15 protein-coding genes and 1 tRNA gene are annotated in these 18,343 nt (G+C 71.5%); 7 read left to right on the top strand and 9 right to left on the bottom strand.

Going from position 1 to position 18,343, the window contains the following annotated elements; translation table 11 throughout:
* Nucleotide 1 precedes the first annotated feature (1 nt).
* A complete protein-coding gene (locus ACIPSJ_RS07155; protein ID WP_359209850.1) occupies nt 2-904 on the top strand; it encodes an ABC transporter ATP-binding protein in 903 nt (300 codons plus the stop codon).
* Nucleotides 901-1,617, top strand: coding sequence for an ABC transporter ATP-binding protein (locus tag ACIPSJ_RS07150; RefSeq protein WP_401344180.1), 717 nt, complete (start codon nt 901-903; stop codon nt 1,615-1,617). Before ACIPSJ_RS07155 ends, ACIPSJ_RS07150 begins: the two co-directional genes overlap by 4 nt.
* 140 nt (nt 1,618-1,757) lie before the next feature.
* Here the strand turns inward: ACIPSJ_RS07150 and ACIPSJ_RS07145 are convergent, their stop codons facing one another.
* Nucleotides 1,758-2,414: a response regulator gene (locus tag ACIPSJ_RS07145; protein WP_359209843.1), complete on the bottom strand. Its 657-nt coding sequence runs from the start codon at nt 2,412-2,414 to the stop codon at nt 1,758-1,760.
* Nucleotides 2,415-2,514: 100 nt separating this feature from the next.
* Here ACIPSJ_RS07145 and ACIPSJ_RS07140 point away from each other — a divergent pair.
* Nucleotides 2,515-2,589: transfer RNA gene (locus ACIPSJ_RS07140), tRNA-Leu, on the top strand.
* 88 nt (nt 2,590-2,677) lie between these two features.
* On the opposite strand, the gene pyk is transcribed toward ACIPSJ_RS07140, so the two are convergent.
* Nucleotides 2,678-4,114: a pyruvate kinase gene (gene pyk / locus ACIPSJ_RS07135; protein WP_401344179.1), complete on the bottom strand. Its 1,437-nt coding sequence runs from the start codon at nt 4,112-4,114 to the stop codon at nt 2,678-2,680.
* A gap of 168 nt (nt 4,115-4,282) precedes the next feature.
* On the bottom strand, nt 4,283-4,978 hold the full coding sequence (locus tag ACIPSJ_RS07130) for an SIMPL domain-containing protein (protein ID WP_401344177.1): 696 nt from the start codon (nt 4,976-4,978) through the stop codon (nt 4,283-4,285).
* 150 nt (nt 4,979-5,128) lie between these two features.
* Between ACIPSJ_RS07130 and ACIPSJ_RS07125 the strand changes: the two genes are divergently transcribed.
* Nucleotides 5,129-6,934, top strand: a complete 1,806-nt coding sequence (locus ACIPSJ_RS07125) for a bifunctional metallophosphatase/5'-nucleotidase (RefSeq protein ID WP_401344175.1) — start codon at nt 5,129-5,131, stop codon at nt 6,932-6,934.
* A 78-nt stretch (nt 6,935-7,012) separates the two neighbouring features.
* Here ACIPSJ_RS07125 and ACIPSJ_RS07120 read toward each other — a convergent pair whose 3' ends face one another.
* Both ACIPSJ_RS07120 and ACIPSJ_RS07115 read right to left on the bottom strand, forming a co-directional pair.
* Nucleotides 7,013-8,419, bottom strand: a complete 1,407-nt coding sequence (locus tag ACIPSJ_RS07120) for a SidA/IucD/PvdA family monooxygenase (protein WP_359209830.1) — start codon at nt 8,417-8,419, stop codon at nt 7,013-7,015.
* Complete coding sequence (locus ACIPSJ_RS07115) at nt 8,416-9,774, bottom strand: aminotransferase class V-fold PLP-dependent enzyme (protein WP_359209827.1); 1,359 nt, start codon at nt 9,772-9,774, stop codon at nt 8,416-8,418. Before ACIPSJ_RS07115 ends, ACIPSJ_RS07120 begins: the two co-directional genes overlap by 4 nt.
* 232 nt (nt 9,775-10,006) lie before the next feature.
* Here ACIPSJ_RS07115 and ACIPSJ_RS07110 point away from each other — a divergent pair, with 232 nt between their 5' ends.
* The gene (locus ACIPSJ_RS07110) at nt 10,007-10,549 is read left to right on the top strand and encodes a GNAT family N-acetyltransferase (RefSeq protein WP_359209992.1); all 543 of its coding nucleotides are present in this window, start codon (nt 10,007-10,009) and stop codon (nt 10,547-10,549) included.
* A gap of 3 nt (nt 10,550-10,552) precedes the next feature.
* Here the strand turns inward: ACIPSJ_RS07110 and ACIPSJ_RS07105 are convergent, their stop codons facing one another.
* From ACIPSJ_RS07105 to ACIPSJ_RS07090, 4 genes are all read right to left on the bottom strand, one after another.
* Nucleotides 10,553-11,386, bottom strand: a complete 834-nt coding sequence (locus ACIPSJ_RS07105; protein ID WP_401344172.1) for an NAD(P)H-binding protein — start codon at nt 11,384-11,386, stop codon at nt 10,553-10,555.
* 98 nt (nt 11,387-11,484) lie between these two features.
* Nucleotides 11,485-13,968 carry an aminopeptidase N gene (pepN, locus tag ACIPSJ_RS07100; RefSeq protein WP_401344170.1) on the bottom strand — a complete coding sequence of 828 codons (2,484 nt, stop codon included), beginning with the start codon at nt 13,966-13,968 and terminating at the stop codon, nt 11,485-11,487.
* A gap of 207 nt (nt 13,969-14,175) precedes the next feature.
* Nucleotides 14,176-14,526 carry a chorismate mutase gene (locus tag ACIPSJ_RS07095; RefSeq protein WP_390971152.1) on the bottom strand — a complete coding sequence of 117 codons (351 nt, stop codon included), beginning with the start codon at nt 14,524-14,526 and terminating at the stop codon, nt 14,176-14,178.
* A 34-nt stretch (nt 14,527-14,560) separates the two neighbouring features.
* A complete protein-coding gene (locus ACIPSJ_RS07090; RefSeq protein ID WP_401344601.1) occupies nt 14,561-15,457 on the bottom strand; it encodes a helix-turn-helix domain-containing protein in 897 nt (298 codons plus the stop codon).
* A 107-nt stretch (nt 15,458-15,564) separates the two neighbouring features.
* Here ACIPSJ_RS07090 and ACIPSJ_RS07085 point away from each other — a divergent pair, with 107 nt between their 5' ends.
* Together ACIPSJ_RS07085 and ACIPSJ_RS07080 are read left to right on the top strand one after the other, a co-directional pair.
* Nucleotides 15,565-17,361 carry a beta-galactosidase family protein gene (locus tag ACIPSJ_RS07085; RefSeq protein WP_401344168.1) on the top strand — a complete coding sequence of 599 codons (1,797 nt, stop codon included), beginning with the start codon at nt 15,565-15,567 and terminating at the stop codon, nt 17,359-17,361.
* A gap of 79 nt (nt 17,362-17,440) precedes the next feature.
* On the top strand, nt 17,441-18,331 hold the full coding sequence (locus tag ACIPSJ_RS07080; RefSeq protein WP_401344166.1) for a hypothetical protein: 891 nt from the start codon (nt 17,441-17,443) through the stop codon (nt 18,329-18,331).
* The last annotated feature ends 12 nt before the right edge of the window (nt 18,332-18,343 follow it).

The raw sequence follows: 18,343 nt of genomic DNA, 5'->3' as shown, positions 1-18,343 counted from the left end.
GATGACCACGGAAACAACCGTCAAGGACGCCGCGGCCGGCGAAGTCGTACTCGACGCGCGCGGTGTGACCATGCGCTTCGGCGGCCTCACCGCCGTCCGCAATGTCGACTTCACCGTCAAGAGCGGCGAGATCGTCGGTCTGATCGGCCCCAACGGCGCCGGCAAGACCACCTTCTTCAACTGCCTCACCGGCCTCTACATCCCCACCGAGGGCGAGGTCCGGTACAAGGGCGAGGTCCTGCCGCCGAAGTCCTTCAAGGTGACGGCGGCCGGCATCGCCCGGACCTTCCAGAACATCCGGCTGTTCGCCAACATGACGGTCCTGGAGAACGTGCTGGTCGGCCGCCACACCCGCACCAAGGAGGGCCTCTGGTCCGCCCTGCTGCGGGGCCCCGGCTTCCACCGCGCCGAGTCGGCCTCCCGCGCCCGGGCCATGGAACTCCTGGAGTTCGTGGGCCTGGAGAAGAAGGCCGAGCACCTCGCCCGGAACCTGCCCTACGGCGAGCAGCGCAAGCTGGAGATCGCGCGGGCGCTGGCCAGCGAGCCGGGCCTGCTGCTGCTCGACGAGCCGACGGCCGGCATGAACCCGCAGGAGACCAGGGCCACCGAGGAACTGGTCTTCGCGATCCGGGACAAGGGCATCGCCGTGCTCGTCATCGAGCACGACATGCGGTTCATCTTCAACCTCTGCGACCGCGTCGCCGTCCTGGTGCAGGGCGAGAAGCTCATCGAGGGCGACAGCGCGACCGTGCAGGGCGACGAGCGGGTCATCGCCGCGTACCTCGGCGAGCCGTTCGAGAACGCGCCCGGTGACGAGGAGGCCGCCGAGGTCGAGGCGGCGGAAGCCGCAGCCGAGGCCGACACCCCGACCGACGCCGCGCCCGGCAAGGAGAACGACCGATGACCGCACTGCTCGAAGTGGAGGACCTGCGGGTCGCCTACGGCAAGATCGAGGCCGTCAAGGGCATCTCGTTCAAGGTCGAGGCCGGCGAGGTCGTCACCCTGATCGGCACCAACGGCGCCGGCAAGACGACGACCCTGCGCACGCTGTCCGGGCTGCTCAAGCCGGTCGGCGGGCAGATCCGGTTCAACGGCAAGTCGCTGAAGAAGGTCCCGGCCCACCAGGTGGTCTCGCTGGGCCTCGCCCACTCCCCCGAGGGGCGGCACATCTTCCCGCGCATGACCATCGAGGACAACCTGCGCCTCGGGGCGTTCCTGCGCAACGACAAGCCGGGCGTCGAGAAGGACATCAAGCGGTCCTACGACCTCTTCCCGATCCTCGGTGAGCGGCGCAAGCAGGCCGCGGGTACCCTCTCGGGCGGCGAGCAGCAGATGCTGGCGATGGGGCGGGCGCTGATGTCCCAGCCGAAGCTGCTGATGCTGGACGAGCCGTCCATGGGCCTGTCGCCGATCATGATGCAGAAGATCATGGCGACGATCGCGGAGCTGAAGTCCCAGGGGACGACGATCCTGCTGGTCGAGCAGAACGCGCAGGCCGCGCTGTCGCTGGCCGACCAGGGGCATGTGATGGAGGTCGGCAACATCGTCCTGTCGGGCACGGGTCAGGATCTGCTGCACGACGAGTCGGTTCGTAAGGCCTATTTGGGCGAGGACTAGGTCGTGGGATCACTGCGGGCCGGTTGTGGCTGGTCGCGCAGTTCCCCGCGCCCCTGACGGGGCGCTGACCCTCGGCGGCACCACGAAGGCCCGCGTCCCCTTCTCCGGGGCGCGGGCCTTGGCGTTCGTACGACGGGCGGTCAGCCCTTGCTGGACTTCTTCTCGTCGCTGTCCGCGATGACCGCCTCGGCGACCTGCTGCATCGACATGCGGCGGTCCATGGACGTCTTCTGGATCCAGCGGAAGGCGGCCGGCTCGGTCAGGCCGTACTCGGTCTGGAGGATGGACTTGGCGCGGTCGACGAGCTTGCGGGTCTCCAGGCGCTGGGAGAGGTCGGCGACCTCGGCCTCCAGCTGCTTCAGCTCGCTGAACCGGGAGACGGCCATCTCGATCGCCGGGACGACGTCGCTCTTGCTGAACGGCTTGACCAGGTAGGCCATCGCGCCGGCGTCGCGGGCCCGCTCGACCAGGTCGCGCTGGGAGAAGGCGGTCAGCATCAGGACCGGGGCGATGGACTCCTCGGCGATCTTCTCGGCCGCGGAGATGCCGTCCAGCTTGGGCATCTTGACGTCGAGGATGACCAGGTCGGGGCGGTGCTCGCGGGCGAGTTCCACGGCCTGCTCGCCGTCACCGGCCTCACCGACGACCGTGTAGCCCTCCTCCTCCAGCATCTCCTTGAGGTCGAGCCGGATCAGGGCCTCGTCCTCGGCGATGACGACCCGGGTCGTCATCGGAGGCACGTGCGACTTGTCGTCGTCGGGTGCGTCGACTGGCTGGGGCGACTCGGCGGCGGTCACAGGGGCTCCTCGTTCAGGGCATGGGTACTGCTGACAAGAGCCTACCTAGCTACGGTATGGTGGACGCGCGGAGGGTCGGGGATCACCTTGGATTCTTCGAGCCCCGGTAGCCCAATTGGCAGCAGGCAACGGATTCAAAACCCGTACAGTGTCGGTTCGAGTCCGACCCGGGGCACTTTTCCTTGGATTCCAAGGTCGCGATAAGAAGACAATAAAAAGACGTGAATAAGGGCCCCTCCGCCGGACGGAGGGGCCCTCGTTCGTCATTTGGGGCTGTCGTCCTCGCCGATGTGGTGCACGCGGACCATGTTGGTCGAGCCGGAGACACCGGGCGGGGAGCCCGCCGTGATGACCACGATGTCGCCCTTCTGGCAGCGGCCGTACTTCAGCAGCAGTTCGTCGACCTGGTCGACCATCTTGTCCGTCGAGTCGACGTGCGGGCCGAGGAGGGTCTCGACGCCCCAGGTGAGGTTCAGCTGGGAGCGGGTGGCCGGCTCCGGGGTGAAGGCCAGCAGCGGGATCGGCGAGCGGTAGCGGGAGAGCCGGCGGACGGTGTCTCCGGACTGGGTGAACGCGACCAGGAACTTCGCGGCCAGGAAGTCGCCGATCTCGGCGGCGGCCCGGGCGACCGCGCCGCCCTGGGTGCGGGGCTTGTTGCTCTCGGTCAGCTCCGGCAGGCCCTTGGCGAGGATGTCCTCCTCGGCGGCCTCGACGATCTTCGCCATCGTCCGGACGGTCTCGATCGGGTACTTGCCGACGCTGGTCTCGCCGGAGAGCATCACCGCGTCCGTGCCGTCGATCACCGCGTTGGCGACGTCGGAGGCCTCGGCGCGGGTGGGGCGGGAGTTCTCGATCATCGAGTCGAGCATCTGGGTGGCGACGATGACCGGCTTGGCGTTGCGCTTGGCCAGCTTGACGGCGCGCTTCTGGACGATCGGCACCTGCTCCAGCGGCATCTCCACGCCCAGGTCGCCGCGCGCGACCATGATGCCGTCGAAGGCGGCCACGATGGAGTCGATGTTCTCGACGGCCTGCGGCTTCTCGACCTTGGCGATCACCGGGAGGCGGCGGCCCTCCTCGTCCATGATCCGGTGGACGTCCTCGATGTCCTTGCCGCTGCGCACGAAGGACAGGGCGATCACGTCGACGCCGGTGCGCAGCGCCCACCGCAGGTCCGCCTCGTCCTTCTCGGACAGGGCCGGGACGGAGACGGCGACGCCCGGGAGGTTGAGGCCCTTGTGGTCGGAGATCATGCCGCCCTCGACCACGGTGGTGTGCACCCGGGGGCCGTCCACGTGGGTGACTTCGAGGCAGACCTTGCCGTCGTCGACGAGGACGCGCTCACCGGGGGTGACGTCACCGGCGAGGCCGGAGTACGTCGTTCCGCACTGCCGGCGGTCGCCCTCGGCGCCCTCCTCCACCGTGATGGTGAAGGTGTCGCCGCGTTCGAGGAGTACGGGTCCCTCGGTGAAGCGGCCGAGCCGGATCTTCGGACCTTGAAGGTCGGCGAGGATCCCGACGCTGCGACCGGTCTCGTCGGAGGCCTTGCGCACCCGCTGGTAGCGCTCCTCGTGCTCGGCGTAACCGCCGTGGCTGAGGTTGAGTCGGGCGACGTCCATTCCGGCCTCGACCAGGCCCTTGATCTGGTCGTACGAGTCGGTGGCGGGCCCCAGAGTACAAACGATCTTTGCTCGGCGCATGCTTCGAGCCTAGGCCTTACCGGCGGGTAGAGAATTGGTCGTACATGACGACCCAACAACCTTTGTGTGAAGGCCTATTGACAAGTGTTGAATTGTGCGACAGGCCGCTCCGATGAGCATCTCGCATGTGTTGAATACGGCATTCCCACGGCATTCCCGGTAACGGGATCACAGCTCCGGCGGTGCCATCGTGAAGTGCGCACTGACCTGAGCGGTCACGCGCAGTTGCGGAGGTTCGAGATCCAGCGGTTCGGCGGGCTCCCGCATTTCGGCGGCCGCCCTGCTGCGGACTCCGGCGGCGAAGGCCGCCCGGTGCGGTCGCGGGCCCTCGACACCGGTGTCGGCCAGCTCGATCAGGGCGGCGAGGGAGGTGCCGAGGGCGCTCGCGTACTCCCGGGCCCGCTGCACCGCTTCGGCGACCGCCCGCCGCCGGGCCTCGCCGTGCACGGGTGAGTCGGGGCGCAGCGACCACCAGGGGCCGTCGACCCGGGTCAGCTCCAGGTCGGCGAGCCGGGTGACCAGTTCGCCGAGCACGGTGAAGTCGGCGAACTCGGCGGTGAGCTGCACCCGGCCGTGATAACTGCGCACCCGCTCGCCCCGGCCTCGCTCGGTGAACTCGGGGGCGATGGAGAAGGCACCCGTCGACAGCCGTTCCACCACGTCGCCGTACGACTTGATGAGGTCGAGGGCGGTGGTGTTGCGGCGGGTGAGGTCGTCCAGGGTCGAACGGCGGTCGCGGCCCCGGGCGCTGACCAGGACGCCGATCCGGGCCAGTTCCGGCTCGACCTCCAGCTCGGCCTCGCCGCGCACGACGAGGAGCGGGGCGTCGGGGGTGCCGGCCGAGGGGCGCGCCTCTGAGGTCATACGCCCCACTCTGTCACGCCATCCCCGCTTGTGCGCACCGGAGTTAACACTCCGGGTCACCAGATCGCAACCTCCCGGACCTGTTGCCGTCAGCCATGCCCAGGCCAGAATCTACGCGCGTCGTTGACCGAATCCCGAGGAGATCAAGACATGCCGTTGAACCGCCGGAAGTTCCTGAAGAAGTCCGCGGCGACCGGAGCGGGAGTGGCGGTCGCCGGCGCGGCGGCCGCTCCGGCGCAGGCCGCCCAGGCTTCGGCGAAGCCCGCGAAGCAGCCCAAGCGGTACGCGCTGACCGTCATGGGCACCACCGACCTGCACGGGCACGTCTTCAACTGGGACTACTTCAAGGACGCGGAGTACTCCGACAAGGCCGGCAACGCGATGGGCCTGGCCCGCATCTCGACCCTGGTGAACCAGGTGCGCGAGGCGAAGGGCCGCTGCAACACCCTGCTCCTGGACGCCGGTGACACCATCCAGGGCACCCCGCTGACGTACTACTACGCCAAGGTCGACCCGATCACCGCCAAGGGCGGCCCGGTGCACCCGATGGCGCAGGCCATGAACGCGATCGGGTACGACGCGGCGGCGCTCGGCAACCACGAGTTCAACTACGGCATCGAGACCCTCCGCAAGTTCGAGGACCAGCTGCACTTCCCGCTGCTGGGCGCCAACGCGGTCGACGCGACGACCCTCAAGCCCGCCTTCCCGCCCTACTTCATGAAGAAGTTCCACGTCCCGGGCGCCCCGCCGGTCAAGGTCGCCGTCCTCGGTCTGACCAACCCGGGCATCGCGATCTGGGACAAGGCCTATGTCCAGGGCAAGCTGGCGTTCCCCGGTCTTGAGGAGCAGGCCGCGAAGTGGGTGCCCAAGCTGAAGGCGATGGGCGCCGACGTGGTCGTGGTCTCGGCGCACTCCGGCTCCTCCGGCACCTCCTCCTACGGCGACCAGGTGCCGTACGTCGAGAACGCCGCCGCGAACGTCGCCAGGCAGGTGCCGGGCATCGACGCGATCCTGGTCGGCCACGCCCATGTGGAGATCCCGGAGCTGAAGGTCACCAACGAGGCGACCGGCAAGACGGTCGTCCTCTCCGAGCCGCTGTGCTACGCCGAGCGCCTCACGCTCTTCGACATCGAGCTGGTGTTCGGCAAGGGCAGGTGGGAGGTCGAGTCGGTCTCCGCCTCGCTGCTGAACTCCAACAGCGTGGCCGACGACCCGAGGATCACCAAGCTGCTCTCCGACGAGCACGCCGAGGTCGTCGCGTACGTCAACCAGGTCGTCGGCAGCGCCACCGAGACCCTCACCACGGTCGACGCCCGCTACCAGGACGCCCCGATCATCGACCTGATCACCAGGGTCCAGGAGGACGTGGTCAAGGCGGCCCTGGCGGGCACCGAGTACGCCGCGCTGCCGGTGATCGCGCAGGCCTCGCCGTTCTCCCGCACCTCGGAGATCCCGGCCGGCGACGTGACCATCCGGGACCTGTCGAGCCTGTACGTGTACGACAACACCCTGGTCGCCAAGCTGATGACGGGCGCCCAGGTCCGGTCGTACCTGGAGTACTCGGCGGAGTACTTCGTCCAGACGGCCGCCGACGCCGTCGTCGACGTCGAGAAGCTGACCAACGCCAACAGCCGTCCGGACTACAACTACGACTACGTCTCGGGCCTCCGCTACGAGATCGACATCGCCCAGGCGGCCGGGTCGCGCATCAAGAACCTCACCTACGACGGCGCCGCCCTGGACGACACCCGGCAGTTCGTGCTGGCGGTGAACAACTACCGGGCCAACGGCGGCGGCGCGTTCCCGTACGTCGCCTCGGCCAAGGAGCTGTGGTCCGAGTCGACGGAGATCCGCACCCGGATCGCGGAGTGGGTGACCGCCAAGGGCGTCCTCGACCCGAAGGACTTCGCGTCGGTGGACTGGCGGCTGACGCGGAACGGCACTCCGGTGTTCTAGGACGCTCGCGTGTTCTGAGGCGTTCGCCTGCTCTGAGGCGTGCGGAGGGCGCCGGTCCGCGGGGCCGGCGCGCTTCGCTCAGTCGACCAGGGGGGTGAGCTGCCTCGGCTGCTGCTGCGCCGGGACCCGCTCCTCCGGCCGCTCCAGCCCGAAGCTGGTGAAGGCCGTACGGGCGGGCAGCGGGTAGGGGTCCTTGCCGGTCAGGGAGTTGAGGATGGTGGCGCTGCGCCAGGCGGCCAGCCCCAGGTCGGGAGCGCCGACGCCATGGGTGTGGAGTTCGGCGTTCTGGACGTACGCGGAGCCGGTCACCGACGGGTCGAGGACCAGCCGGAACCCCTCGTCCACGCGCGGGCGTTCGCTGCTGTCGCGGCGCAGATAGGGGTCGAGTCCGGCGAGCAGCCGGCCGAGCGGGCGCTCGCGGTAGCCGGTGGCCAGCACGACGGCGTCGGTGGCGAGCCGGGAGCGGGTGCCCTGCTGGACGTGTTCCAGGTGGAGTTCGACCTTGGTGGTGGCGATGCGTCCGGCCGTACGGACCTGGACGCCCGGGGTGAGAACGGCGTCGGGCCAGCCGCCGTGCAGGGTGCGGCGGTACAGCTCGTCGTGGATGGCGGCCATGGTGTCGGCGTCGATGCCCTTGTGCAGCTGCCACTGGGAGCCGACGAGCCGGTCCCGGACGGGCTCGCCGAGGGCGTGGAAGTAGCGGGTGTAGTCGGGGGTGAAGTGCTCCAGGCCGAGCTTGGAGTACTCCATGGGCGCGAACGCCTCGCTGCGGCCGATCCAGTGCAGCTTCTCGCGGCCCGCGGGTCGGTGGCGGAGCAGGTCGAGGAAGACCTCGGCGCCGGACTGCCCGGAGCCGACGACGGTGACGTGCTCGGCGGCCAGGAAGGCCTCGCGGTGGTCGAGGTAGTCGGCCGCGTGGACGACCGGGACGCCCGGGGACTCCACCAGGGGTCTGAGCGGATCGGGCACGTAGGGGACGGTCCCGACGCCGAGCACGACGTTCCTCGTGTAGGTACGGCCGAGGGCCTCGGCCTCCCCCTCGGCGTCGAGCTGGGTGAAGTCGACCTCGAACAGGTCCCGTTCGGAGTTCCAGCGGACGGCGTCGACCTGGTGGGAGAAGCCCAGTCCGGGCAGGTTCTCGGCGACCCAGCGGCAGTAGGCGTCGTACTCGGCGCGCTGGATGTGGAAGCGCTCGGCGAAGTAGAAGGGGAAGAGCCGCTCGCGGGCCTTGAGGTAGTTGAGGAACGACCAGGGGCTGGCGGGGTCGGCGAGGGTCACCAGGTCGGCGAGGAACGGGACCTGGATGGTGGCGCCGTCGATCAGCAGTCCGGGGTGCCAGTCGAAGCCGGGGCGCTGCTCGTAGAAGACGGCGTCGAGTTCGGCGAGCGGGTGGGCGAGGGCGGCGAGGGAGAGGTTGAACGGTCCGATGCCGATGCCGACCAGGTCGCGGGGTGCTTCCGGCTCGTGGTGTGGGGGGTGGGTCATCTGGGGGTGGTTCCTTCGACGAGTTTGAGGAGGACGGCCAGTTCGTCCGGCCGGGTGTGGGGGTTGAGCAGGGTGGCCTTGAGCCAGAGCCGCCCGTCGAGCCGGGCCCGGCCGAGCACCGCCCGCCCGTCGTGCAGCAGCCTGCGGCGTACGTCGGCCACCTCGTCGTCGGTGGCTCCGGTGGGGCGGAACAGCACCGTGCTGATGTCCGGGCGGTCGTAGAGCTCGAAGCCGGGGTGCTCGCGGACGAGCGACGCGAACTCCCGGGCCCGCGCGCACACCTGGTCGACGAGGGAGCCCAGTCCGCTGCGGCCCAGGGTCTTGAGGGTGACCGCGATCTTGAGGACGTCGGGGCGGCGGGTGGTGCGCAGGGAGCGGCCGAGCAGGTCGGGGTAGCCGGCCTCGGTGTCGTCGTCCGCGTTGAGGTAGTCGGCGTGGTGGTGGAGGACGCCGAGCTCGGCCGGGCGGGCGACGGCGAGCAGACCGGCGGCGACCGGCTGCCAGCCGAGCTTGTGCAGGTCGAGGGTGACGGTGTGGGCGCGCTCCAGGCCCGCGAGTTTCTCCCGGTGCCGGTCGCTGAAGGCGAGGCCGCCCCCGTAGGCGGCGTCGACGTGCAGCCGGGCGCCGTGGGCCGCGCACAGGCCGGCGATCTCCGGGAGCGGGTCGATGAGCCCGGCGTCGGTGGTGCCGGCGGTGGCGGCGACCACCAGCGGCCGGGGCAGGCGGGTGAGGGCGTCGTGCAGGGCGGCCGGGTCGAGGGTGCCGTTCGGTGCCGGGACCACGACGGGGTCGGGCAGGCCGAGCAGCCAGGCGGCGCGCGGCAGCGAGTGGTGGGCGTTGGCGCCGCAGACCAGCCGGGGGCCGCCGCCGAGGGCCTCGCGGGCGAGCAGCAGGGCGAGCTGGTTCGACTCGGTGCCGCCGGAGGTGACCACGGCGTCGGAGAGGCCGATGGTGTGGGCGAGGGTACGGGTGACCATGGCCTCCAGGGCCGAGGCGGCCGGGGCCTGGTCCCAGGAGTCCAGCGAGGGGTTGAGGGCGCTCGCGGCGAGGTCGGCGGCGGTGGCGACGGCGAGCGGCGGGCAGTGCAGATGCGCGGCGCACAGCGGGTCGGCCGGGTCGGCGGCGCCCTCGGCGAGCGCGGCCACCAGGGCGCGCAGGGCATCGGGTTCGCCGTCGTCCGGGAGGACGTCCCCCACCGCGTCCGCGACCCGCTCGGCCACCGCCTCGGGTCCGCCGGCGGGCAGCGGTCCGCCGCGCGCCCTGGCGCCCTCGCGCAGCGCGTCGAGCACGGTGTCCAGCAGGGGACGCAGGGCGTCGGGTCCCTGGGGTCCGGATGCGAGGGGCGGCGTGCTCATGGGCTCTCCTCGGGGCGCTGGCCGAAAGGGGTTGTCCGCAGGGTGAGTTCCAGCTTGTACGGGATTGGGTCCGCGCGCCCATAAAGCCCAACGATCGGAACCCGAAAGTGGGTACTGCCGTGCGGGGAAATCCTGTCGGGGCGGTGTGCTCCGGGGAGCCGCCGGGGCGCTCGGGCGAAGTGCCGACAGGGCGTTGAGGCGCGGGCTGACCGGGATTAACGTCGATCGGGTGATGGACGCGTGGACGATCGACGTGCCCGGTGAACGGGTGGTGGTGCGGGAGCCGCTGCCCTCGGACGAGGCACCGCTCCTGGAGCTGTTCGAGGCGTGCGAGGACTGGTTCGTGGCGGCGACCGGGCTGCCGTCGGGACCGGGCGATGTGCAGAGCCTGTTCTACGGGCTGCCCGAGGGCGCCGACCCGGAGGACAAGGTGCTGCTGGTGCTGGAGCGGGACGGGGTCGTCTCCGGCCTGGTGGACGCCGTACGGAACCATCCGGCGCCCGGCGCGGTCGCGGTGGGCCTGTTCCTGCTGGCGCCCTGGGCGCGGGGCCGGGGTCTGGGGCGGGCGCTGGCCGAGTCGCTGCTCGCGCATGCCGAGGGGGTGTCGCTGGTGACGGCGAGCGTGCCGCCGGGGTGGCGCTCCGGGGAGTGCTTCCTGGAGCGCCTGGGCTTCACGCTGGGCACGGCGGCACCGACCGCGGCCGAGGTGGGGAACCGGCGCACGGGACCGCGGGAGGGCGGGGTGCGCCGGGCGGAACTGCGGCCGGCCCGCTGACGGTCAGGGGCGGAAGTCGGCCGCGTGGTCCTCGGCCCACCGCGCGAAGGTGCGGGCCGGCCTGCCGGTGATCTCCTCGACCGTGGTGGTGATCTCGGGCAGCACGCCGACCGTGGCCTCGAACGCCTTCAGCAGGCCCCGGACCAGCTCCGGCGGGGTCTGCGGGAACAGCAGCGGCCCCGCCTCCTGAGGGGTCACCTCGACGAAGGTCAGCTCGCGGCCGACGGCCCGGGCGATCGCGGCGATCTGGTCGGTGTTGGTGGTGGCGGCGGGCCCGGTGAGGCGGTGCGCGGCGCCCTCGTGGCCGTCGTCCAGGAGGGCGCGTTCGGCCACGGCGGCGATGTCGTCCTCGTGGATGGGGGCCGTGAGCATGCCGGCGAAGACACCGCGGACGGTGTTCCCGGCGCGGATCTGGGGCGCCCACTGGAAGGCGTTGGTGGCGAACGCGTTGGGGCGCAGGAACGTCCAGGCGAGGCCGCTGTCGCGGATCTGCCGCTCGGCCGTGGCGTGCATGACGTGGATGGGGTGCGTCTCGTCGGCGCCCTCCTGGATGATCCCGGAGGAGAGCAGGACGACGTGCCGCACCCCGGCCGTGCGGGCCGCGTCCAGGAGTTCGGGCATCCGGCCGCCGGCGCCCTGGACGTACAGGAAGAGCCTGGTCACCCCCGCGAAGAGGGCGGCCTGGTCGTCCGCCTGGAACTTCACCACCTCGGCCTTGTCGGGCAGCCCGGCCCGCTCCGGGTCACGGGTGAGCGCCCGCACGGGCTGCCCGCCGGCGACCAGCCGCTCGACGAGGGCACGGCCGACGTTGCCGGTGGCACCGGTCACTGCGATCACGGATCTCTCCCTCAGCTCAGTGCTCTTGGGCACCGAGCCTAGGAGCGGCGGCGGGTCGCCGGGACCCACCGCGCCCGAGTCGTCCGGAAACCGTCCTCCTACGCCTCGCGGACCCGCAACGCCCTTTCCAGGTCGTCGAGTTCGTCGATCAGACGGCGGCGCAGGGCCGTCACCGGCTCGGCGTCGCGCAGACAGGCCAGGCCCAGGGCGAGGTTCTCCGCGTCGACGGCGTGGGCCGGGAAGGCCTGCCGGCCGGTGACCGTGGCGATGCGCGGGCCGCGCCGGGCGGCGACGGCGACCGCGTCCTGGTAGTAGCGCGGCACGTAGTCGCGGACCAGGTCGGCCTGTTCGGGGTGCCAGAAGCCCTCGGCGGTGGCCGTGAACAGGTAGTTGGACAGCTCGTCGCCGGCGAACATCGCCTCCCAGGCCTTGCGCTTGGCCTCCGGGTCGGGCAGCGCGGCCCGGCAGCGGGCCGCGCCCTCCTGGCCACTGGCGCTGGGGTCGCGGGCCAGCTCGGCGGCGATCCGGTCCTCGTCGGCCGCGCCGAGCACGGCCAGCCGGCCCAGGATGCGCCAGCGCAGCTCGGGGTCGAGCTCGGGCCCGCCGGGCACGGTGCCCTCGGCCAGCCAGGCGGCGATCGTGTCGGGCTGGGCGGCGGCGCGGATGAAGTGCCGTACGGCGATCAGGCGCAGGCCGGGGTTGTCGCCGTCCTCGGTGCGCCGGATGAAGTCGCGGCACAGGGCGGAGACGGTGGCGAGCGCGGCCGGGCGCTCCTCCGGCCGGAGGTACCGGTCGACGACGTGCACCGCGGTGAAGGCCAGCACCCCCTGGACCAGGGCGAGGTCGGTCTCGTGCGGGAGGTGGGCGCGGGCCGTCTCCAGGTAGGCGGCGGGCGGGAGTTCGCCGTCGCGGACCGCGTCCCGCAGGGCGTTCCACACCACCGCGCGGGTGAGCGGGTCCGGCAGGCCGGAGAGGCCGGCCCGGATCGCCTCGGCCGACTCGGGGTCGAAGCGGACCTTCGCGTAGGTCAGGTCGCCGTCGTTGGGCAGGAGCAGCGCGGGGCGCTTGCCGAGGGGCTGCGGGGCACTCTGCGGGATGTCGAGGTCGATGCGCTCGCGCAGGGTGAGCCGGCCCTCGTCGGCGAGGTCCTGGTCGTAGACGCCGACGCGGATGTGGTGCGGGCGGCTGCCGGTGCGCTCGACGGTGAGGGTGCGGGTGCCGTCAGGGGCGGTGGCCAGGACTGGGGTGAGGGTGTCGACGCCGGTGGTGCGCAGCCAGCTGTCGGCCCAGGCGTGCACATCGCGTTCGGTGGCGGCGGCGAGGGAGTCGATGAAGTCGGCGAGGCTGGCGTTGCCGAAGCGGTGCCGCTGGAAGTGGATGTTGATGCCGGCCAGGAAGTCCTTCTCGCCCATCCAGGCGACCAGCTGACGCAGGGCGGAGGCGCCCTTGGCGTAGGAGATGCCGTCGAAGTTGAGCAGGGCGGCGGCGGTGTCGTCGACGGCCTCGGGGGCCACCGGGTGGGTGGAGGGGCGCTGGTCGGCGTCGTAGCCCCAGGCCTTGCGGGAGACCCCGAAGTCGACCCAGGTGTCGGTGAAGCGGGTGGCCTCGGTGAGGGTCTGGTAGCCCATGTACTCGGCGAAGGACTCGTTCAGCCAGATGTCGTCCCACCAGCGCAGGGTGACCAGGTCGCCGAACCACATGTGGGCCATCTCGTGGGCGATGACCATCGCGCGGGTCTGCCGCTCGGTGTCGGTGACGGCGGAGCGGTAGACGAACTCGTCGCGGAAGGTGACCAGGCCCGGGTTCTCCATGGCGCCGGCGTTGAACTCGGGGACGAACGCCTGGTCGTAGGAGTCGAAGGGGTAGGGCTCCTCGAACTTCTCGTGGTAGCGGTCGTAGCACGCGCGCGTGATGTCGAGGATCTCCTCGGCGTCGGCGTCGAGGTGGGGTGCGAGGGAGCGGCGGCAGTGGATGCCGAAGGGCAGTCCGCGGTGCTCGGTGCGCACGGAGTGCCAGGGACCGGCGGCGACGGCGACCAGGTAGGTGGAGACCAGCGGGGTGGCGGCGGCCCGCCAGCGGCCCTCGCCGAGGTGCTCGGTGATCCCGTTGGCGAGGACGCTCCAGCCCTCGGGAGCGGTGACGGTGAGCTCGAAGACGGCCTTCAGGTCGGGCTGGTCGAAGGCGGCGAAGACCCGCTGCACGTCGTCCATGAAGAGCTGGGTGTAGACGTACGTCGCGTCGTCCGTGGGGTCGGTGAAGCGGTGCATGCCCTCGCCGGTGCGGGAGTAGCGCATGGTGGCGTCCACGCGCAGCTCGTGCTCCCCGGCGGTGAGGTTCTTCAGGGGCAGCCGGTCCTGGTCCAGCGCCTCCGGGTCGAGGGGCTGTCCGTCCAGGGTGACGGCGCGGAGCTCGACGGGCTTCATCTCGACGAAGGTGTCGCCGTCGGACCGGGCCGTGAACCTGATCACGGTACGGGAGTCGAAGGTCTCGTCCCCGGTGGTCAGGTCGAGGTCGATCGTGTAGCGGTGGACGTCGAGGAGCTCGGCGCGGCTCTGCGCTTCGTCGCGAGTCAGTACGGACATGCGGGCCATGCTGCCCGATGACACTGACAACGCACAGGGGTGGGAGTGGTACGCGGCTTATGTCCGGCTGGTAGACGCGGGTCGGGACGGGACCGCGCTGGTGGACGCCCCGCTGCGCCGTGAGCACCTGTTCGAGCGCCTGGTCACCGCGCGGGGGTCGCCCGGCGGTGCCGGACGCTCTGCGAGGCGTACGGCGGGTGCCCCGGATCAGTGTCCGCCGGTCTCCCGGCTGTTGACGGTGTCCTCGGCGATGGACTCGTGGTGCCTGATCACCTCGGCGATGATGAAGTTCAGGAACTTCTCGGCGAAGGCCGGGTCGAGCTTGGCGTTCTCCGCCAGGGCGCGCAGCCGGGCGATCTGCCGGGCCTCGCGGGCGGGATCGGCCGGGGGCAGCCGGTGGACCGCCTTGAGGCGGCCGACCTGCTGGGTGGCCTTGAAGCGTTCGGCGAGCATGTGGACGACGGCCGCGTCGATGTTGTCGATGCTGTCGCGCAGCCGGCCGAGCTGCTCGCGGACGGCGGGGTCGACGTCACCGGTACCGGTGTTGCTGGTGGTCATGGGCGTCAACCCTAAGGGGGCGGCGATGCGATCCCTAAGGGCCGTCCACGGGTTCGGCCACCGGCGGACCCGGAGTGCCGTCCTCCTGGAGGCCGTCGTTCCAGTCGTCGGGGACGGCCCGGCCCTGCTGGGCACGGAAGCGGACGGGGGCCGTGCCGACCCGGCGGGTGAACAGGCGGGAGAAGTAGGCCGGATCGTCGTAGCCGACGCGGCGGGCGACGGCGGCCACGGAGAGTTCGGTGGTGGCGAGGAGTTCCTGGGCGCGGCCGAGCCGGATGCCGATCAGATAGTCCTTGGGGCTGCACCCGGCGACCCGGCGGACGGCGGTGCGCAGCTCGGCGGGGGTCATGCCGTGCCGGGCCGCGTGGTCGGCGACGGTCATGCCGGTGCAGGCGTCGCGGGCGAGGGCGTGCAGCACCGGGTCGCCGTCGGGGGCGAGGTCGGCACGCGCGCGGCGCAGGGCGACGAGCAGCTCGTGCACGGCGGCGCCGGTCTCGACCTCCAGGAGGGGGTTGCCCTGCCGGGCGGCCCGGGCGATCCGGGCGATGACGTCCCGGGGGCCTGTGGCGTCCGCGAGGGGCACCACGGGCCGCTCGGGCTCGATGTAGCCGAGTTCCGTGTAGGTCGCGGTGTCGGGCCCGGTGAACGTCACGAAGGCCTCGTCCCAGCCGCTGTCCGGATCGGGCCCGTAGTGGTGCGGGACGCCCGGCGTGAGCCACACCAGGGCGGGCGCGACGACGGCGGTGCTGCGCCCGTCGGGCGTGCGGTACCAGCCCCGGCCCGAGCTGATCACCACGGCGACGTGATGGTCGAGCAGACGCGGGCCGACGGCGGGCACCGCGCCGTACTGGAGGCCGACGCCCCAGCAGACCAGGCCGAGCCGCTGATGGACGGCGCCGGGTGTGAAGAACCGCATCCAGGTGCGGAAGATCGGCGCCCCTCCCGGCACTGCGTGCTCCTTCTCGTCGGCTCTTTCGTCCAAGTGCTGCCGATCTTTGTCCATGGTGTCGGCACATGCCAGCAGGCCAAAGTGAGCGTATGAGCGACTTCACGGTGGGCGAAACGGATTTCCTGCTGGACGGCCGGCCGGTGCGGCTGCTGTCCGGCGCGCTGCACTACTTCCGGGTGCACGAGGAGCAGTGGCGCCACCGGCTGGCGCTGCTGCGCGCCATGGGGCTGAACTGCGTGGAGACGTACGTCCCGTGGAACCTGCACGAGCCGCACGCGGGTTCCTTCCGGGACGTCGAGGCGCTCGGCCGCTTCCTGGACGCCGCGCGGGAGGCGGGCCTGTGGGCGATCGTGCGGCCGGGGCCGTACATCTGCGCGGAGTGGGAGAACGGCGGCCTGCCGCACTGGGTGACGGGCGAGCTGGGCGCACGCGCGCGCACGCGTGACGAGGATTTCCTGCGCTACGTGGACCGCTGGTTCGGCCGTCTGCTGCCGGAGATCGTCTCCCGGCAGCTGGACCGGGGCGGCCCGGTGATCATGGTGCAGGTCGAGAACGAGTACGGCAGCTACGGCTCCGACGCCGTCTACCTGGCCCACCTCACCGACCTGCTGCGCGCGGAGGGCGTCACGGTGCCGCTGGTCACCTCGGACGGCCCCGAGGACCACATGCTCACCGGCGGCTCGGTCCCCGGCCTGCTCGCCACGGCGAACTTCGGCTCGCACGCGCGCGAGGCCTTCGCGACCCTGCGCCGCCACCAGCCGCGGGGCCCGCTGATGTGCATGGAGTTCTGGTGCGGCTGGTTCGACCACTGGGGCGGCGAGCACGTCGTGCGGGACGCCGAGGACGCGGCGGCGGCCCTGCGGGAGATCCTGGAGTGCGGGGCGTCGGTCAACGTCTACATGGCGCACGGCGGCACCAACTTCGCCGGCTGGGCGGGCGCCAACCGCCCCGGCGGCGAACTGCACGAGGGCCCGCTGGAGGCGGACGTGACGTCGTACGACTACGACGCCCCGATCGACGAGTACGGCCGCCCCACCGAGAAGTTCTGGCGCTTCCGCGAGGTGCTCGCCGAGTACCAGGACGGCCCCCTGCCCGAACCGCCGCCCGCACCGGCCGCGCTGGCGGCGGCGACGGACGTCACGGCGACCGGCTGGGCCCCCCTGACCGCCGTCCTGGAGACCCTCGGCACCCCGGAACGCGTGCACGCCGTCCCGCCCACCTTCGAGGAACTGGACATCGCCCGGGGCCTGGTCCGCTACGAGGTGGACGTCCCGGGCCCGCGCCAGCCGTACCCGCTCACCGCGCGGGGGCTACGCGACCTCGCGGTCGTCGACGTCGACGGAGAGCGGGCCGGGATCCTCACCGAGGAGGAACCCCAGCTCAAGAAGCCGATCGCGGGCCCCGCGCGCGTGACGCTCTGGGTGGAGTCCCTGGGCCGCGTCAACTACGGCCCCCGCTCCGGCGAGCCCAAGGGCATCACCGGCGGCCTCCTCCACGAACGCCAGTTCCTGCACGGGGTACGCGCCCGCGGCCTGGACCTGGACGCCTTCGAGAGCGGTGTGGACGCGGTGCCCTTCGGCGCCCTCCCGGACGACGGCGCCCCGGGCCTCTACCGGGGCACGGTGACGGTGAGCGACGCGGGCGACGCGCGCCTGGAACTCCCCGGCTGGACGAGGGGCTTCGCCTGGATCAACGGCTTCAACCTGGGCCGCTACTGGTCTACGGGCCCCCAGGAGTCCCTGTACATCCCCGGCCCGGTCCTCAAGGAGGGCGAGAACGAGATCTGGATCCTGGAACTCCAGGACACTGAGCAGCGAACGGTCCGCATAGCGCCCCTTCAGGGGCGCGGGGAACTGCGCGACAAGCCCCCACTGGCCCGCGGCTGACGAACCACCTCCCTACCCCCGAATTCCCCCGCTCCCACCTACAGTGGAAACAAGTTCCGGGCGTCTTTGGGGGTAGGACGTGGCAAACGGCGGCCCCGTAGAGCACGGCTACCCGCACCTGGACACCGTGCGGGCCGCCATCACCGCCCTGTACCGCCGCCTGTCGTACGACACCGTCCAGACCTTCGCCACCAGCGTCGCCCCCGCCGACGTCGCCTTCTGCGACGCCGACGACCTCCACCTCGGCTCCCAGCGCGTCGCCCGCGAGATCGTCCGGCACTTCCGCCTGCCCGACGCCCGCATGATCGTCGGCTTCAAGGACATGACCCACGCGGCGAACGTCGAACTCACCGCGGGCCCCGAGTACTTCGTCGAACTGAACGACCGTTTCCGCACCCACCGCAGGGACATCGGCGCGGCCCTCGCCCACGAGGTGATGCACGTCTATCTGCACCGCCTGGACCTGTCCTTCCCGAGCACCCGGGAGAACGAGATCCTCACGGACACGGCGACCACCTACCTGGGCGCCGGCTGGCTGCTCCTGGACGCCTACCGGGAGCACGGGGAGGCCTCCCAGAAGCTCGGCTATCTCACCCCGGAGGAGTTCGGCTACGTCCTGGCCAAGCGCTCCCTCGTCTTCCACGAGGACCCCTCCGTGTGGTTCACCAGCCCGCAGGCCTACACGGCGTACGAGAAGGGCCTGGCCCGGGCCCGCCAGGACGAGGAGCAGCCGCCGCTGAGCGCGGCCGGGTGGGCGGGCCGCCGCCGCTACGCCCGCGACCGCCGGCACGCCCCGACCGCGCCGTCCCCGCAGCCCGGCTCCCCGTACGCCTTCAGCCCCGACAGCGGCGGCCGGCTGCGCGTCTCGTTCCCGTGCCCGACCTGCCACCAGCGGATCAGGGTGCCGGTGCGGGGCCGGGTCCGCGCCCGGTGCTCGCTGTGCCGGACGGTACTGGAGTGCGACACCTAGGCACCCTCCCCC

This window comes from Streptomyces sp. NPDC090088, assembly GCF_044747345.1.
Taxonomy (GTDB): domain Bacteria; phylum Actinomycetota; class Actinomycetes; order Streptomycetales; family Streptomycetaceae; genus Streptomyces.
Note: the sequence above shows the minus strand (reverse complement) of the source record. Positions and strands in the feature narration are given on the sequence as shown.

Excerpts from the sequence above, each read along its gene's own strand:
- ACIPSJ_RS07125 (WP_401344175.1), top strand. The coding sequence starts at position 5,129 with ATGCCGTTGAACCGCCGGAAGTTCCTGAAGAAGTCCGCGGCGACCGGA.
- ACIPSJ_RS07110 (WP_359209992.1), top strand. The coding sequence starts at position 10,007 with ATGGACGCGTGGACGATCGACGTGCCCGGTGAACGGGTGGTGGTGCGG.
- ACIPSJ_RS07130 (WP_401344177.1), bottom strand. The coding sequence starts at position 4,978 with ATGACCTCAGAGGCGCGCCCCTCGGCCGGCACCCCCGACGCCCCGCTC.
- ACIPSJ_RS07085 (WP_401344168.1), top strand. The coding sequence starts at position 15,565 with ATGAGCGACTTCACGGTGGGCGAAACGGATTTCCTGCTGGACGGCCGG.
- ACIPSJ_RS07150 (WP_401344180.1), top strand. The coding sequence starts at position 901 with ATGACCGCACTGCTCGAAGTGGAGGACCTGCGGGTCGCCTACGGCAAG.
- ACIPSJ_RS07155 (WP_359209850.1), top strand. The coding sequence starts at position 2 with ATGACCACGGAAACAACCGTCAAGGACGCCGCGGCCGGCGAAGTCGTA.
- ACIPSJ_RS07115 (WP_359209827.1), bottom strand. The coding sequence starts at position 9,774 with ATGAGCACGCCGCCCCTCGCATCCGGACCCCAGGGACCCGACGCCCTG.
- pyk (WP_401344179.1), bottom strand. The coding sequence starts at position 4,114 with ATGCGCCGAGCAAAGATCGTTTGTACTCTGGGGCCCGCCACCGACTCG.
- pepN (WP_401344170.1), bottom strand. The coding sequence starts at position 13,968 with ATGTCCGTACTGACTCGCGACGAAGCGCAGAGCCGCGCCGAGCTCCTC.
- ACIPSJ_RS07095 (WP_390971152.1), bottom strand. The coding sequence starts at position 14,526 with ATGACCACCAGCAACACCGGTACCGGTGACGTCGACCCCGCCGTCCGC.
- ACIPSJ_RS07120 (WP_359209830.1), bottom strand. The coding sequence starts at position 8,419 with ATGACCCACCCCCCACACCACGAGCCGGAAGCACCCCGCGACCTGGTC.